The following is a 13,952-nucleotide window of genomic DNA, read 5'->3' on the forward strand; positions in this document are numbered from 1 at the left end:
CATACCGCCCCTGTAGCGCCGAGCCCATGCTCGGCTGCGGCGGATTCGCTGGCTGAGCCGAGCGTGGGCTCGGCTCTCCAGACATCCGCGACCCTGCCCGCCTCAGCCGCCGAAGGCGGCGCGCATGTTGTCGGCGGTCGGGTTCAGGATCACCCCGCGCTCGGTCACGATGGCATCGATCAGCTCGCCCGGAGTGACGTCGAACACCGGGTTCCAGGCGGCGATGCCCTCGGCCACGGTGCGGGTACCGCCCACGCCGTACAGCTCGCCCGGATCGCGCTGCTCGATCTCGATCTGGCTGCCGTCCACAGTTTCCATGTCCACCGTCGAGGACGGCGCCACGACCATGAACTTCACGCCGTGGTGGCGCGCGGCAATGGCCAGCTGGTAGGTACCGATCTTGTTGGCGGTATCGCCATTGGCGCAGATGCGGTCCGCACCCACGATCACCCACTGCACAGCACCGGTCTTCATCAGGTGCGAGGCGGCCGAATCGGCAATCAGGGTGGCGTCGATGCCATCCTGCTGCAGCTCCCACACGGTCAGACGTGCGCCCTGCAGCCACGGACGAGTCTCGCCGGCAAATACCCGGGCGATGCGGTGCTGGGCCATGCCGGCACGGATCACGCCCAACGCGGTACCGAAGCCGGCGGTGGCCAGCGAGCCGGTGTTGCAATGGGTCAGCACGCCGCTACCGGCCTCGATCAGGCCGGCGCCCAGCGCGCCCATGTGGCGGTTGGCGGCCAGGTCTTCCTCGGCGATGGCCTGCGCCTCCGCTTCCAGCGCGGCCTTCCAGTCGGCACCGGCGGCATTCAGGCAGCGGCGCATGCGCGCCAGCGCCCAGGCCAGGTTGACGGCGGTCGGGCGCGACGCGTTCAGGCGCTGCAGCGCCGGCTCCAGCTGCTGCAGCGCATGCGCGCCATCAGCGGCCTGCACGTCACGTGCGGCCAGCACCACGCCCCAGGCCGCGGCAATGCCGATGGCCGGCGCGCCACGCACGGTCAGCGCGTGGATGGCGGCGGCAACCTCGTCACTGTCATGGCAGACCACGTGCTCGACCACGAACGGCAGCTTGCGCTGGTCCAGCAGTTGCAGGGCATCGCCGGTCCAGAGGATCGGGCGGATGTGGTCGTAACGGGCGTAGTCGATGTCGGAGGCAGTGTTCATGGCCCCATTGTAGGGCCACGCCCCGCGCGGTTGGAGCCTGCCCCGGCTCAATTCACCGAGAATTCGGCGCGGCAGCCGCCGTCCACCCAGATCCCGTTGCGGTTCCAGCCCCAGGTGTTGCCTTCCTCGCACGGGGTGCTGGACAACTGTTCGGTGACGACGGCGCCGACCGAAATGCTCGCGCCACAGAAGCGGCGCTTCTTCGACTTCGACTCGCAGGTCAGGCGGCGCGGCACGTCGACAAAACGGCCGTCCTCGTCCGCCACTTCGAAATCGCCCTGGCAACCACGGCTGGTCCAGACTTCATTGCGCTTGTAGCCCCAGCCCTGCCCTTCGCGGCACGGCAGCACCGAGAGCTGGCGCAGCAGGCGCACCGGCGCACCGTCCAGGCGCACCGGGCAACTCTGCGGGCGGCCATTGGATTCGCAGCGCACCACACGGCGGACCAGGCGCTTGCCTTCCGTTGCCGCAGGCGCTGCACCTTGCGCTCGACGCGCACGGAACTCGGCCCGGCAGCCCAGGGTGACCCACACGCCACTGCGGTCGGTGCCCCACTCGCTGCCTCGGATGCAGCTGTTGCTGGACAGCTGGCGCACAAGGTCGATGCCATTGCTGACGTCGATATCACAATGCACCCAGCCCATGTCGCGCGATTCGCAGGTCACCACTTCGCCGTCATAGCCCGCCTGCTGGGCCGACGCCGATGACGGCAGCCAGGCACCCCAGAGCGCGATGGAGTACACCGGTGCAGCGACAACCGCAAACCACTTGACCAAAGCCTTCCCCAGCAGGAATGGATGAACTGCGTGCCAGTGTCCGGCATCTGCCGTGATAAGAGCATCATCCCGCTTACCGAAGCAAGCGCAGAAACGCGGAATTCCGTTCAGTCTTCGATGTTCAGGAACGTGCGCACCGCGCTCACGCGTGGGCGAAGTCGTAGGCCAGCACATCGGCGATACGCGGCGTGCGGTTCATCGCCATCAGCAACCGATCAACACCCACCGCCACGCCGGCGCAGGCGGGCATCGAGGGCAATGCGGCCAGCAATGCTTCGTCCAGTGCCGGCTGCACCTGGCCGCGCTCATGGCGGCGCTGCAGGTCGCGCTGGAAACGCGCACGCTGCTCGTGGGCGTCGTTCAGTTCGTGATAGCCGTTGGCCAGTTCCACTGCCCCCAGGTACAGCTCGAAACGCTCCGCCAGTGGCGGCGTGCCGGCACGGATGCGTGCCAATGCGGCTTGGCTGGCGGGCCAATCGTGGACCACGGTCATCACCGCGTCATCGAAATGCGGCTGGATATGATGGGTCATCAGCAGATCCAGCCAGTCATCGCGGGTCAGCCCGACCGGGTCGATGTGCACCTCGCCCAGCGCGGCACGCAGCGCAGCCTCATCGGCATCGAACGGATCCACGCCCACGTACTGCTGGAACAGCTCGCGGTAGCTGAGCACACGCAGCGTCGCACTGCGCCCGACCAGGGCCAGCGCCTGGCCAACCAGCTCGGCGGTTTCCTGCACCAGGCGATGGTGGTCCCAACCGACCCGGTACCACTCCAGCATGGTGAATTCCGGATTGTGGCGGCCGCCCGCCTCGCCGTTGCGGAACACCCGGCCCAGTTCGTAACAGTCACCCACGCCCGCCGCCAGCAGGCGCTTGAGCGGATACTCCGGCGAGGTGCGCAGCCAGCGGCGGCGTCCGCCGGCATCGACATGGCCGGTGAAATCGGTATGGAAGCTGTCGATGTTCGGCTCGGTGTTGCCGGCCACCGACAGGATCGGCGTCTCCACCTCCAGCACGTCGCGCTCGGCGAAGAAGCGGCGCACCAGCGCATTGAGCGCGGCGCGCTGCTGCAGCATGCGCAGCAGGGCCTCGCTCACAGGATGCCCTCCGGGCGCGGGTGGTCCAGCGGCAGAGTCAGCAGATCGCGGGTGTCATCGATGTAGCCGCTGGCCAGGTACAGGCGCCGGGCCAGTTCGTTGTGGTGGTTCACTTCCAGGCGCAGGCGACTGACGCCACGACCCCGTGCGCGCTGTTCGCAGATGGCCAGCGCCTGCTTGCCGCGGCCACGACCGCGCGCGCGATGGCTCAGGTACAGCTCGTCCAGCAGCATGAAGTGGCCGCCCTGCTCCAGGCTGAAGCCCATCGCGATCACTGCGTAGCCGACCACCTCGCCCGCCTCGTCCAGCCACAGCAGTACTTCGCCATTGCGCGGGTCAGCCAGCAGCGCATCCACACCGCGACGCACGCGCGCGTCATCGAAGTCGATCCTGTCTTCGGCGTAGAACTCGCGCATCAACGCGATCAGCAGCTCTTCGTCAGCTCGGGTAGCCAGGCGGAAATCCAGCGGGGCGGTCTGCATCGGTGTTCCTTTGTGTTTCATGCCGGGCGCAGGGGCACCCGGCGGGGTCATCATTCGTGTTCGGCAAGATAGGCCAGCAGGCGGTCTTCGTCCCACACCGGCACGCCCAGCGACTGTGCCTTGTCCAGCTTGGAGCCTGCCTCTGTACCGGCCACCACAAAGCTGGTCTTCTTCGAGACGCTGCCGGAGACCTTGGCGCCCAGCGCCTCCAGGCGCTCCTTGGCGGCATCGCGGGTGAGCTGCGCCAGGGTGCCGGTGAGCACCACGGTCTGCCCGTCCAGCGGGCCCGCAACGATCTCGGCCAGCGCCGGCGCCTTGGCCAGGATTTGCTGCATCGCCTTCTCGGCCGCCAGCAGCATCGCGCCATGGCCTTCGGCGTCCAGCCACTCCGCTAGACCGCGCGCAGTGTCGTCCGGTAGGCCGGCGTTGACGAACTGGCCATGTTCGGCGTCGAGCACGGCCTGCGCGCCAGGCAGCGCAGCCACCAGCTTCTCGGCGCGCAGGCGGGTGATGCCGGGAATTTCCGACTCGACCAGCAGCTGTGCCAGATCCAGGCCCTCACGCAGCTTGGCGCTGGGCGCGTGCACATCGCTGATCCGCACCTGGCCAACCTGCAGCAGGTCATCGATGGCCTGCTGGTTGCCCTGCTGCTCGAAGAAATGGCCGAGCGAGCGCGCCACTTCGCCACCGATGTCCGGCACACGCTTGAACAACGGCCACGGCAGATGGCGGATCAGCTCCAGGTCACCGAACCACTGCGCCAGCGCCTTGGCCGTGCTTTCGCCCACATGCTCGATGCCGAGCGCGAACAGCAGGCGCTCCAGCGTGGCAGCACGGCTGGCGTCGATCGCCGCGATCAGGTTGTCGGCCCACTTGGTGGCGATCTTCTTCGTGTTCCATTCGAAGCTGGCCGGCTGCACCAGCGCCTGCGCGCGCCAGCCCGGATCGTTGCCGTCCAGCTTCAGCACTGCATTGAGCACCGCACCACTGCCCTCGGCGGGCAGATGCAGCTTCAGCGCAGCGGCCAGTGCTGACGGATCCTCGGCGTCCAGTACCAGTTTCAGGTGCAGCAGCTGGTCACGGCTGAGGCGGTACAGGTCGGCCACGCTCTTGACGATGCCGGCGTCGACCAGGGTTTCGATGTACTTGTCACCCAGGCCATCGATGTCCATCGCGCGGCGCGAAGCGAAATGGGCGATGGCTTCCTTGCGCTGCGCCGGGCAGGACAGTTCGCCCGAACAACGCCACGCCGCTGCCCCCTCCTCACGCACGATCTCCGAGCCACAGACCGGGCAGCGCGTCGGCATCTGCCACGGCGCGGTGCCCTGCGGGCGGCGGTCGAGGATGACGCTGACCACTTCGGGAATGACATCGCCAGCACGGCGCACGATCACGCTGTCGCCGACGCGCACATCCAGGCGTGCGATCTGGTCGGCGTTGTGCAGCGTGGCGTTGGACACGATCACGCCGGCCACGGCCACCGGCGCCAGGCGCGCGACCGGTGTGGCCGCACCGGTGCGGCCGATCTGGATCTCGATCGCCTCCACCGTGGTGCTCTGTTCCTGCGCCGGGAATTTGTGCGCGATGGCCCAGCGCGGCGCGCGCGAAACGAAGCCCATCGCCTGCTGACCCGCACGATCATCGAGCTTGTAGACCACGCCATCGATATCGAACGGCAGGCCATCACGGCGCTCACCGATGTCGCGGTAGTAGCCGAGCAGGCCGTCGGTGCCTTCCACCACCTTGCACAGCTCACTGACCGGAAAGCCCCAGGTACCGAGCTGGGCCAGAGTGCCCGAATGGGTGTCCGGCAGTTCACCGCCCTGCACTTCGCCCGTGCCGTAGGCGAAGAAACTCAGCCTGCGCTGCGCACTGATCTTAGGATCGAGCTGGCGCAGCGAGCCGGCCGCGGCATTGCGCGGATTGGCCAGCACCTTGCCACCGTGCTGGCGGGCACGTTCGTTGTAGGCCTCGAAATCGGCGCGCGCCATGTAGACCTCGCCGCGTACCTCCAGCACATCCGGCCAGTCCTTGCCGTGCAGGCGCTTGGGAATGTCACCGATCTCGCGCAGGTTGGCGGTCACGTCCTCGCCGGTACTGCCATCGCCACGGGTCGCGCCGAGCACGAAATGACCCTCTTCGTAGCGCAGGCTGATCGCCAGGCCGTCCATCTTCGGCTCGGCCGAGAACCGCAGGCTGCGACGACCCAGGCGCTCATCGATGCGGCGCACGAAATCGGCCACTTCTTCATCGCTGAAGGCATTGGACAGCGACAACATCGGTACCGCGTGGCGCACCTCCGGGAAACGGCCGGAGGGCCGCGCACCGACCTGCTGGGTCGGGCTGTCGGCACGGGCCAGTTCCGGGTGCTCGCGCTCCAGCGCTTCCAGCTCGCGCACCATCCGGTCGTAGTCGACGTCAGGGATCTCCGGCGCGTCCAGCTCGTGGTAGGCGCGGTTGGCCTGGGCGATCTGCCGGCGGAGGTCTTCGGCGCGTTCGGCTGGGCTGGGGCTCATCGGGATCCGGTGGTTCTGGGATGGCCGGGAATTCTACCGCGCCCGGCCGTCAGGCCCGGTAACGGCCCCGCTTTTGCAGCGTCGAGCCATGCTCGACTGCCCCCCCTCCGCTCTGGCAGGTGCCAACCGTCTCCCTCGTTCCGGTAGGTGCCAACCTTCTCCCCGCTCCGGTAGGTGCCAACCTTGGTTGGCACGTCTGTAGTCGAGCACGGCTCGACGCTGCAAATGCAGCTTGCCGCCCACCCTCACCGGCGCTAGCGTGCGACGGTCTGCCCTTCGGAATCCTGCCCGTGCCCCTGCCCGCTTCCCGTCGACGCTTCCTGCAACTGGCCGGTGCTGGCCTCGCCGTCGCCGGCAGCGGGCTGCCGCAGCTCGGCCATGCCCAACCCGCGACAGCCGCCGCCGCCGCCCTCGCCCCCGCCGAAGGTGCGGTGCTGCTGAATTTCAACGAATGCCCCTACGGTCCCTCGCCCGCAGCCCAGCAGGCGGCACGCGACAGCATCGCCGGTTGCGGCCGCTACCGTTTCGCACTGGCCGGACAGGTGCGCGACGCCTTCATCGAACAGGCACGCATTCCGGCTGATCACGTGCGGTTGTATCCGGGTTCCAGCGAACCGCTGAACCGTGCCGCCGTGCTATGGACCGGCCCGCTGGCGGGACTGGTAGTCGCCGACCCGACCTTCGAGACGCTGGGCGAGGTCGCCGCCGCACACGGTGCGCACGTGCAGAAAGTGCCGCTGCGCGACGACGGCGCACATGACCTGCGTGCAATGGTTGCCGCCGCGCATGCACGCCCGACCGGACTGCTGTATGTGTGCAACCCGAACAACCCGACCGGCTCGATCAGCCCACCGGATGAGCTTGCCTGGCTGCTGGCCCACAAGCCCGCCTCCACCCGCGTGCTGCTGGACGAGGCCTACCTGCAGTACAGCGAGCAGCCGAGCCTGATTGCGCAGGTGGCGCAGCGCGACGACCTGATCGTGTTGCGCACGTTCTCCAAGCTTTATGGCATGGCCGGCCTGCGACTGGGCGTGGCGGCCGCGCATCCCGACCGCCTGCGCGAACTGGCCAGCCTGGGCGACAACCCGCTGCCGGTGCCGGCACTGGCCGCTGCACTGGCCAGCCTGCGCGATCCGCAGTTGATTCCTCAGCGCCGCCTGCAGAATGCCAAGGTGCGGCAGGCCACCATCGCGTGGCTGGGCAAGCGTGGTTTCAGCTGCGTGCGGTCGGAAGCGAACTGCTTCGTGGTCGACGTCCGGCGCGATGGCAGCGCGTTCGCCAAGGCAATGGCCGACAACGGCGTGGTGATCGGGCGAAGCTGGCCGATCTGGCCACAGCGCGTGCGCGTGACCGTCGGCACCGAAGAGGAGATGGCCGCGTTCCGCAATGCGTTCGCGAAGGTGGCCGGCGTACTGGCCTGACCCTGTTGGTGGGGGCGAACCTTGGTTCGCCCCATCCACGCATGGCGCGGATCTACTGTTGTGGGTGCCAACCGTTGGTCGGGGTGGGTGCCGACCGTTGGTCGGCACGCCATGGCGCTTACCAGCGCGGGGTCTTGGTCAACGGCGGAGCCTGGTGCTGACGGTCATAGGCGCGCAGCTCGTCACGGATGTGCGCGATGCGCTGGCGCCCCAGGGCGTTGCGGCTGTCATCCAGCACAACGCCATCCAGCAGCTCGGCCATGCGCTGCACGGTCGGCAGCATTTTCTCCCAGGCATCCAGCGCGGTCAGCGGCGCCGGCAGGGTCAGGAAGAAGGCGATGGCCGGGGTCTCCATGGCACGGATATTGGCCATGTCGAAGCTGCCCGGCTTCATGATGCTGGCCATCGAGAAGATCGGGCCGCGCTCGGGGTGGCCTTCCACCAGGCGGTGGAACACGTTCATGTGGCCGAACACCAGGCCGGTCTTTTCGGCCGCCACCACGATGTCTTCGCCACGCAGCTGTTCGCCGGCCCGAGCGGCCACGAACAGGGAGACGATCTTGTCGAAGTCCTGGGTGGCGCGCTTGCCGAGGTCGCTGGCGCCCGGATCGGTTTCGCCCAGGCCGAGTTCGGCCTGCTCACCTTCCGTGCCCATGCCCGGTTCGACGCGGCCATCGGCCACGGTGACGCCGTCTTCGCCCAGCACCGGCTCGCGGCGCTCGCCGCTGTTCGGTTCCGCGCTTTCCACGCGGCGGCCCTGGGGCTTCTTCTTCGGACGGCCAAACAGGAAGATCGCGGCGATCAACAGCAGGCCGGCGGCCAGGATGCCGATGCGCAACAGTGCCGTGTCGGACATTCGATAGGTTCTCCGGCTAGTTCATTCAGGTAACTAGGATGGCACGTCAGGCCGCGCCCGCCAATCGCGCGGCTTCTTCCAGGTCCACGCTGACCAGGCGGCTGACGCCCGGCTCGCGCATGGTCACGCCCGACAACTGGTGCGCGGCCTCCATCGTCGCCTTGTTGTGGCTGACGAACAGGAACTGCACCTTTTCGCTCATTTCCTTGACCATGTTGGCCAGGCGGCCGACGTTGGCTTCGTCCAGCGGCGCATCCACCTCGTCCAGCAGGCAGAACGGTGCTGGATTCAGCTGGAAGATGGCGAACACCAGCGCCACCGCAGTCATCGCCTTTTCGCCGCCGGACAGCAGCGAGATGCTGGACACGCGCTTGCCCGGCGGACGCGCCATGATGGTCACACCGGTGTCGAGCAGGTCTTCACCGGTCAGCTCCAGGTAGGCGTGGCCACCGCCGAACAGGCGCGGGTACAGCGCCTGCACGCCGGCGTTGACGCGGTCGAAGGTGTCCTTGAAGCGGCCACGGGTCTCGCGGTCGATCTTGCGGATCGCATCTTCCAGGGTTTCCAGCGCCGTGGTCAGGTCGGTGTGCTGCGAATCCAGGTAGTCCGAGCGCTGCGACGCCTCACCGTACTCGTGGATGGCGGCCAGATTGACCGGCTCCAGCCGGCGCATGCGGCCATCGATCTGGTGCACGGCCTGCTCCCAGTCGCCCAGGCGGGCATCCTCGGGCAGCGCATTGAGCACGTCCTGCAGTACGAAACCAGCCTTCTCCACCGCCCCCTGCAGGGTCTCCGCGCTGAGCACCAGCGCCTGCTGGTCCAGCTTGCGCTGCGAAATGCGTTCGCGCTGGGCCAGCGCCTGTTCGTCGCGCTGGTGGCGGGTCTGTTCGTAGTTGCGCAGTTCGGCATCGATGCCGTCCAGCAACGTGCGCGCCTCGGTCAGCACGCGGTCGGCGCGGACGCGCTCTTCCAATGCGTTCTGATGTTCGGCCTGCAGCGATTCGACCGGCGAATCGCCCTCATCCAGCTGCGAATGCAGTTCGCCCAGGCGCGAATCCAACTGCCCGCGCTGGGTACCCATGCGCTCCAACGCCTGGCTCAGTGAGGCCAGCTGCGCCCGCTGCGATTCCAGGGTCAGGGCCAGCGAGTGCGACCGCTCGCGCACCGCACGTGCAGCGTCGCGGGCCAGGTCGCGGGCCTCGGTCAGCTGGCGGCGCTCGCCCTCCAGCCGCTGCCGGGTCGATTCCAGGTCGCCCATGCTGCTGACCGCGTTCTCCAACCGCGAGCGCGCCTCACGCGCCTGCTCGTTGTTGGCTTCCAGCGTGTCCTGCAGCTGCTTCAGCTCACCTTCGATGCGGTCGATGCGCGTGCGCGCGGCCTCCACCTTGCCCTGCTGGCCCTGCAGCTGGCCGGCCAGTTCAGAGACCGCGCGATGGGCCTGGTACAGCGCACGCTGCGCGTCTTCGCGCTGCTGTTCGGCGGCCTGCAACTGCTCACGGAAGCCTGCCAGCTGTTCCTCCAGCTCGGCCTCGCGGTCCTGCAGCTGCTCGATCTGCTCACGCAGTTCGTTGATCTCACGTTCGCGCAGCAGCGCGCCCTGCTGGGCCGCACCGGAACGCGATACGCGCAGCCAGCCCTGACCCAGGCGCTCGCCACTTTGGGTGATGATCGAATCGCCTTCCGGCAGGCTGGCCTGCAGCGTCTTGGCTTCGGCCAGATCCCTGGCACCGTGCAGGTGCGCCAGCAGGCGCCGGATCGCTGCCGGGCCACGCACGCGTGCAGCCAGCGAGGTCGGCGCGACCTTCAGGTCCGCGCCATCGTTGGCGACCAGTGCAATGTGGCCCTCGCCCAGTTCGCCCAGCGCGTCGACCAGGCTGGCCGGGTCATCGACCAGCACGCCTTCGATCAACTGGCCAAGCGCGCTTTCCACCGCGTTTTCCCAACCGGCATCCACGTCCAGGCGTTCGCCGACGCGCGCCGCCGAATCCAGCCCGCACGCCTTCAGCCAGGCCACGGCCGCGCCCTGCTCCTGGCCCAGTGCGGCCTGCTGCAGGGTTTCCAGCGAGGCCAGGCGACCGCGCAGGCCGTTGGCCTGCTTGCGCAGTTCAGCCAGTTCGTTCTGGCCATTCCGCTGCTGCTCCTGCACGGCCGCCACGCCCTGCTTGCGCAGCTCGACGTCTTCGCTCAATTCATCCAGCGCGGTCTTCTGCGTGTCGTGCTGCAGGTGCAGCTGCTCGAAGGCTTCTTCCAGCGCATCCACGTCCAGGCCGGCGCGTTCGGCGGCCAGGGCCTCGCGACGCCGGTCGGCGTCGAGGATCTGCTTGTCCAGGTAGTCCACGCGCGTGCGCTCGACATCGCCGGCGCGCGAGGCTTCCGAACTCTGCGAGGTGTGCTGTTCCCAGCGCTGCTGCCAGCTGGCCAGCCGCTCTTCAGCCTCACGCAGGCTTTCCTGCTTGATCTCGTTTTCTTCCTGCAGTGCTTCCAGCTGCGGAGTGGCGGCCTCCACCGCCTCGCGCAGCACCCTCAGTTTGGCCTCGTCGCCGCTGATGTGCTGGCCCAGTTCAGCCAGCGCCTGCTGGGTTTCATCGCGCGCCTTGTGCAGGCGCTGCGACAGCTCGCGCTGGTGCTGGATCTGCTGTTCCAGGCGCGCCAGCGTGCTGCCGACCTGGTAGACCGCCGCCTGCGCGGTGTTGAGCGCATCGGCGGCCTCTTCGCGGCGTACCCGCGAGGTCTCGATGCGGGCCTCGGCATCACGCTGGTCAGCGATCAGCTGTTGCAACCTGGTTTCTTCCTGCGACAGCCCTTCGCGCAGCTTCGACAGGCGCCCGTCGAGGCCACGGAATTCCAGCGCCTTCCATTCGGCATCCTTGACCCGGCGCTCTTCCTGCAGCGCCTGGTACTGCTCGGCCTGCTTGGCCTGGCGCTTGAGGTGCTCCAGCTGCTTGCTGATCTCGTCGCGCAGGTCGCCCAGCCGGTCCAGGTTCTCGCGGGTGTGGCGGATGCGGGTCTCGGTCTCCTTGCGGCGCTCCTTGTATTTGGAGATGCCGGCCGCCTCTTCCAGGTAGACGCGCAGGTCTTCCGGGCGTGCCTCGATGATCTGGCTGATCATGCCCTGCTCGATGATCGAGTAGCTGCGCGGGCCCAGGCCGGTGCCGAGGAACAGATCGGTGATGTCGCGGCGGCGGCACTTGGTGCCGTTGAGGTAGTAATTGCTGGTGCCGTCGCGGCTGACCGTGCGCTTGACCGAGATTTCGTTGAACGAGGCGTACTCGCCCGAGATCGTGTGGTCGGAGTTGTCGAAGATCAGCTCGACCGTGGCCTGCGAGACCGGCTTGCGCGCGTTGGACCCGGAGAAGATCACGTCGGTCAGCGAGTCGCCACGCAGGCGGCTGGCCGAGCTCTCGCCCATGACCCAGCGCACGGCGTCGATGATGTTCGACTTGCCGCAACCATTGGGCCCCACCACGCCGGTCATGTTGGTCGGCAGGTGCAGGGTGGTCGGATCGACGAACGACTTGAAGCCGGACAGCTTGATCGTGGAAAGACGCATAGGGGTTCCGGACTGGGGCCGGCAAGCGGCCTGCGTTTACCCTCCAAGCCATTGATCCTGTTGGGATCGATGCCCGTGGAACGGGTGTGACGCCCTGAGTATACCGATGTGGCCGTGTTCTACGAATGGGCGTGGAACATTGTCCAGCCCCACCCCGTCGGCCAGAGGTGGTCCGACACCACGAAACGGAGCCATAAAACAAAACGGGCACCCTTGCGGGCGCCCGTTCTGCGGTGATGCCAGGCCTTGCGGCGTGGGATCAGGCTTCGGCGACGACGACAACCTTGACGGTGGTCTCGACGTCGGCGTGCAGGTGGATCAGCACGTCGTACTCGCCGATGTTGCGGAAGGCGCCTTCGCCCAGGATGACTTCGCTCTTGCTGACCGGCAGGCCGGCAGCGGTGAAGGCATCGGCGATTTCGCGGGCGCCGACCGAGCCGTACAGCTTGCCTTCGGTCGAAGCGTTGGCCGGGATGGTCACGCTCGCGCCGTCCAGCTTGGCCTTGCGGGCGTCAGCTTCGGCGTGGATGGCCTGGGCCTTGGCTTCGTACTCGGCGCGCTTGGCTTCGAACTCGGCCTTGTTGCTCTCGGTGGCCGGCACGGCCTTGCCCTGCGGCACGAGGAAGTTACGGCCGTAGCCCGGCTTCACGTCGACCAGGTCGCCCAGGTTGCCGAGGTTGGTGACTTTCTGCAGGAGGATCAGCTGCATGGTATTGCTCCAGATGAGTTATTCGTTAGCGAGGCGATGCCCCGCAACAAAGGCTGTCCGAATAGCTGGCACAGCGGGGGCGGCACCGGGCCGCCCCGCCGGGCATCAGACGTCGTGGTTGTCGGTGTACGGGATCAGGGCCAGGAAGCGAGCGCGCTTGACGGCGGTCGCCAGCTGGCGCTGGTACTTCGACTTGGTACCGGTGACGCGGCTCGGCACGATCTTGCCGTTCTCGGTCAGGTACTGGCGCAGGGTGTTGAGATCCTTGTAGTCGATCTCCTTCACACCTTCAGCCGTGAACTTGCAGAACTTGCGGCGACGGAAGAACTTGGACATGGGAAGGCTCCTTAGGCGGCAGAAGCGGCGTCGTCGCCGGCTTCGTTGTCAGCGGTGGTGGTGGACTCGCCTTCTTCGTCGTCACGACGACGGCGCTCACCGCGCTCCGGCTTGTCACCCTTCTCGTCCTTGCTCTTCATGATCAGCGACTGCTCGGTGTCAGCCTCGTCACGCTTGATGACCAGGTTGCGCAGCACGGCGTCGTTGAAGCGGAAGCTCTCGGTCAGTTCGTTCAGAACGGCCTGGTCGGCTTCGATGTTCATCAGCACGTAGTGGGCCTTCACCAGGTTCTGGATCGGGTACGCCAGCTGGCGGCGGCCCCAGTCTTCCAGACGGTGGATGGTGCCGTTGCCGTTCTCGACCAGCGACTTGTAGCGCTCGATCATGGCCGGGACCTGCTCGCTCTGGTCCGGGTGGACCATGAACACGATTTCGTAATGACGACTCATGTTTTTTCTACCTTTCGGATGTGGCCTTGCGGCCGGACAGCCCCCCGCCGTTGAGACCGCGGTGGGGCAAGGGTTCCCGCCGGGTAGGCAGGAAGCCGCGCATTATGGCGCAGATGGGGTGGCCGGGCAACCGGGGGTACCCGACATGCTGAACCGGGGTGCCCTGCCCCGGTGCCGATCAAGGTCGGCACCCACCAGGCGGGTAGCGCCGGGCCATGCCCGGCGGCCGGCCGTCAGGCCTTGTCGGCGTCGGTGGTGAAGCTTTCACCGCAGCCACACTCGGCGGTGGCGTTCGGGTTGCTGAACGTGAACGTCTCGCTCAGGCCGTGCTTGCCGAAGTCGATCACGGTGCCGTCCACCAGCGCCAGGCTCTTGGCGTCGACGTAGATCTTCACGCCGTCCTGGTCGAACACGGTATCGCCCTCGCGCTCGTCGCGGGCCAGGTCGGTGATGTGACCCCAGCCGGAGCAACCGGTCTTGGTCACGCCGAAACGCAGGCCCAGCGCGCCGGGGGTCTGGGCGACGAAGCGCTGCACGCGCTCGAAGGCAATGGGGGTCAGGCTGACGGCCATGGGGCTACTCCAGAGGTAC

The 13,952-nt window shown here is 67.5% G+C and carries 12 protein-coding genes; 1 reads left to right on the top strand and 11 read right to left on the bottom strand.

Translation table 11 applies throughout. From position 1 onward, the window contains the following. Nucleotides 1–102: 102 nt before the first annotated feature. The 5 genes from mtnA to ligA form a co-directional block, all read right to left on the bottom strand. Nucleotides 103–1,167 carry an S-methyl-5-thioribose-1-phosphate isomerase gene (gene mtnA / locus AC5P6E_RS12670; protein ID WP_010480489.1) on the bottom strand — a complete coding sequence of 355 codons (1,065 nt, stop codon included), beginning with the start codon at nucleotides 1,165–1,167 and terminating at the stop codon, nucleotides 103–105. 47 nt (nucleotides 1,168–1,214) lie between these two features. Further along, the gene (locus AC5P6E_RS12675) at nucleotides 1,215–1,943 is read right to left on the bottom strand and encodes a DUF3011 domain-containing protein (RefSeq protein WP_010480486.1); all 729 of its coding nucleotides are present in this window, start codon (nucleotides 1,941–1,943) and stop codon (nucleotides 1,215–1,217) included. Nucleotides 1,944–2,085: 142 nt separating this feature from the next. Next, complete coding sequence (gene epmA / locus AC5P6E_RS12680) at nucleotides 2,086–3,021, bottom strand: EF-P lysine aminoacylase EpmA (RefSeq protein ID WP_050815680.1); 936 nt, start codon at nucleotides 3,019–3,021, stop codon at nucleotides 2,086–2,088. A gap of 17 nt (nucleotides 3,022–3,038) precedes the next feature. Then, the gene (locus AC5P6E_RS12685) at nucleotides 3,039–3,524 is read right to left on the bottom strand and encodes a GNAT family N-acetyltransferase (RefSeq protein ID WP_010480482.1); all 486 of its coding nucleotides are present in this window, start codon (nucleotides 3,522–3,524) and stop codon (nucleotides 3,039–3,041) included. A 50-nt stretch (nucleotides 3,525–3,574) separates the two neighbouring features. Then, on the bottom strand, nucleotides 3,575–6,046 hold the full coding sequence (gene ligA, locus AC5P6E_RS12690) for an NAD-dependent DNA ligase LigA (protein ID WP_181389980.1): 2,472 nt from the start codon (nucleotides 6,044–6,046) through the stop codon (nucleotides 3,575–3,577). 284 nt (nucleotides 6,047–6,330) lie between these two features. On the opposite strand from ligA, the gene AC5P6E_RS12695 reads away from it, so the two are divergent. Further along, nucleotides 6,331–7,461, top strand: a complete 1,131-nt coding sequence (locus AC5P6E_RS12695) for a pyridoxal phosphate-dependent aminotransferase (RefSeq protein WP_329835349.1) — start codon at nucleotides 6,331–6,333, stop codon at nucleotides 7,459–7,461. Between the two features lie 118 nt (nucleotides 7,462–7,579). Here the strand turns inward: AC5P6E_RS12695 and zipA are convergent, their stop codons facing one another. The 6 genes from zipA to AC5P6E_RS12725 all read right to left on the bottom strand — a co-directional run bounded on the left by zipA (nucleotide 7,580) and on the right by AC5P6E_RS12725 (nucleotide 13,933). Continuing rightward, the gene (gene zipA / locus AC5P6E_RS12700) at nucleotides 7,580–8,317 is read right to left on the bottom strand and encodes a cell division protein ZipA (RefSeq protein ID WP_010480476.1); all 738 of its coding nucleotides are present in this window, start codon (nucleotides 8,315–8,317) and stop codon (nucleotides 7,580–7,582) included. Between the two features lie 46 nt (nucleotides 8,318–8,363). Then, the gene (gene smc / locus AC5P6E_RS12705) at nucleotides 8,364–11,867 is read right to left on the bottom strand and encodes a chromosome segregation protein SMC (protein ID WP_329835351.1); all 3,504 of its coding nucleotides are present in this window, start codon (nucleotides 11,865–11,867) and stop codon (nucleotides 8,364–8,366) included. Between the two features lie 259 nt (nucleotides 11,868–12,126). Further along, complete coding sequence (gene rplI / locus AC5P6E_RS12710; protein ID WP_043398478.1) at nucleotides 12,127–12,576, bottom strand: 50S ribosomal protein L9; 450 nt, start codon at nucleotides 12,574–12,576, stop codon at nucleotides 12,127–12,129. A gap of 105 nt (nucleotides 12,577–12,681) precedes the next feature. After that, a complete protein-coding gene (gene rpsR, locus AC5P6E_RS12715; RefSeq protein WP_002804494.1) occupies nucleotides 12,682–12,912 on the bottom strand; it encodes a 30S ribosomal protein S18 in 231 nt (76 codons plus the stop codon). 11 nt (nucleotides 12,913–12,923) lie between these two features. Continuing rightward, complete coding sequence (gene rpsF, locus AC5P6E_RS12720; protein ID WP_006452997.1) at nucleotides 12,924–13,361, bottom strand: 30S ribosomal protein S6; 438 nt, start codon at nucleotides 13,359–13,361, stop codon at nucleotides 12,924–12,926. 233 nt (nucleotides 13,362–13,594) lie between these two features. Continuing rightward, nucleotides 13,595–13,933, bottom strand: a complete 339-nt coding sequence (locus AC5P6E_RS12725; protein ID WP_006376495.1) for a HesB/IscA family protein — start codon at nucleotides 13,931–13,933, stop codon at nucleotides 13,595–13,597. Nucleotides 13,934–13,952: the final 19 nt, after the last annotated feature.

It is taken from the genome of Stenotrophomonas sp. YJH_SMC_16 (assembly GCF_059367875.1).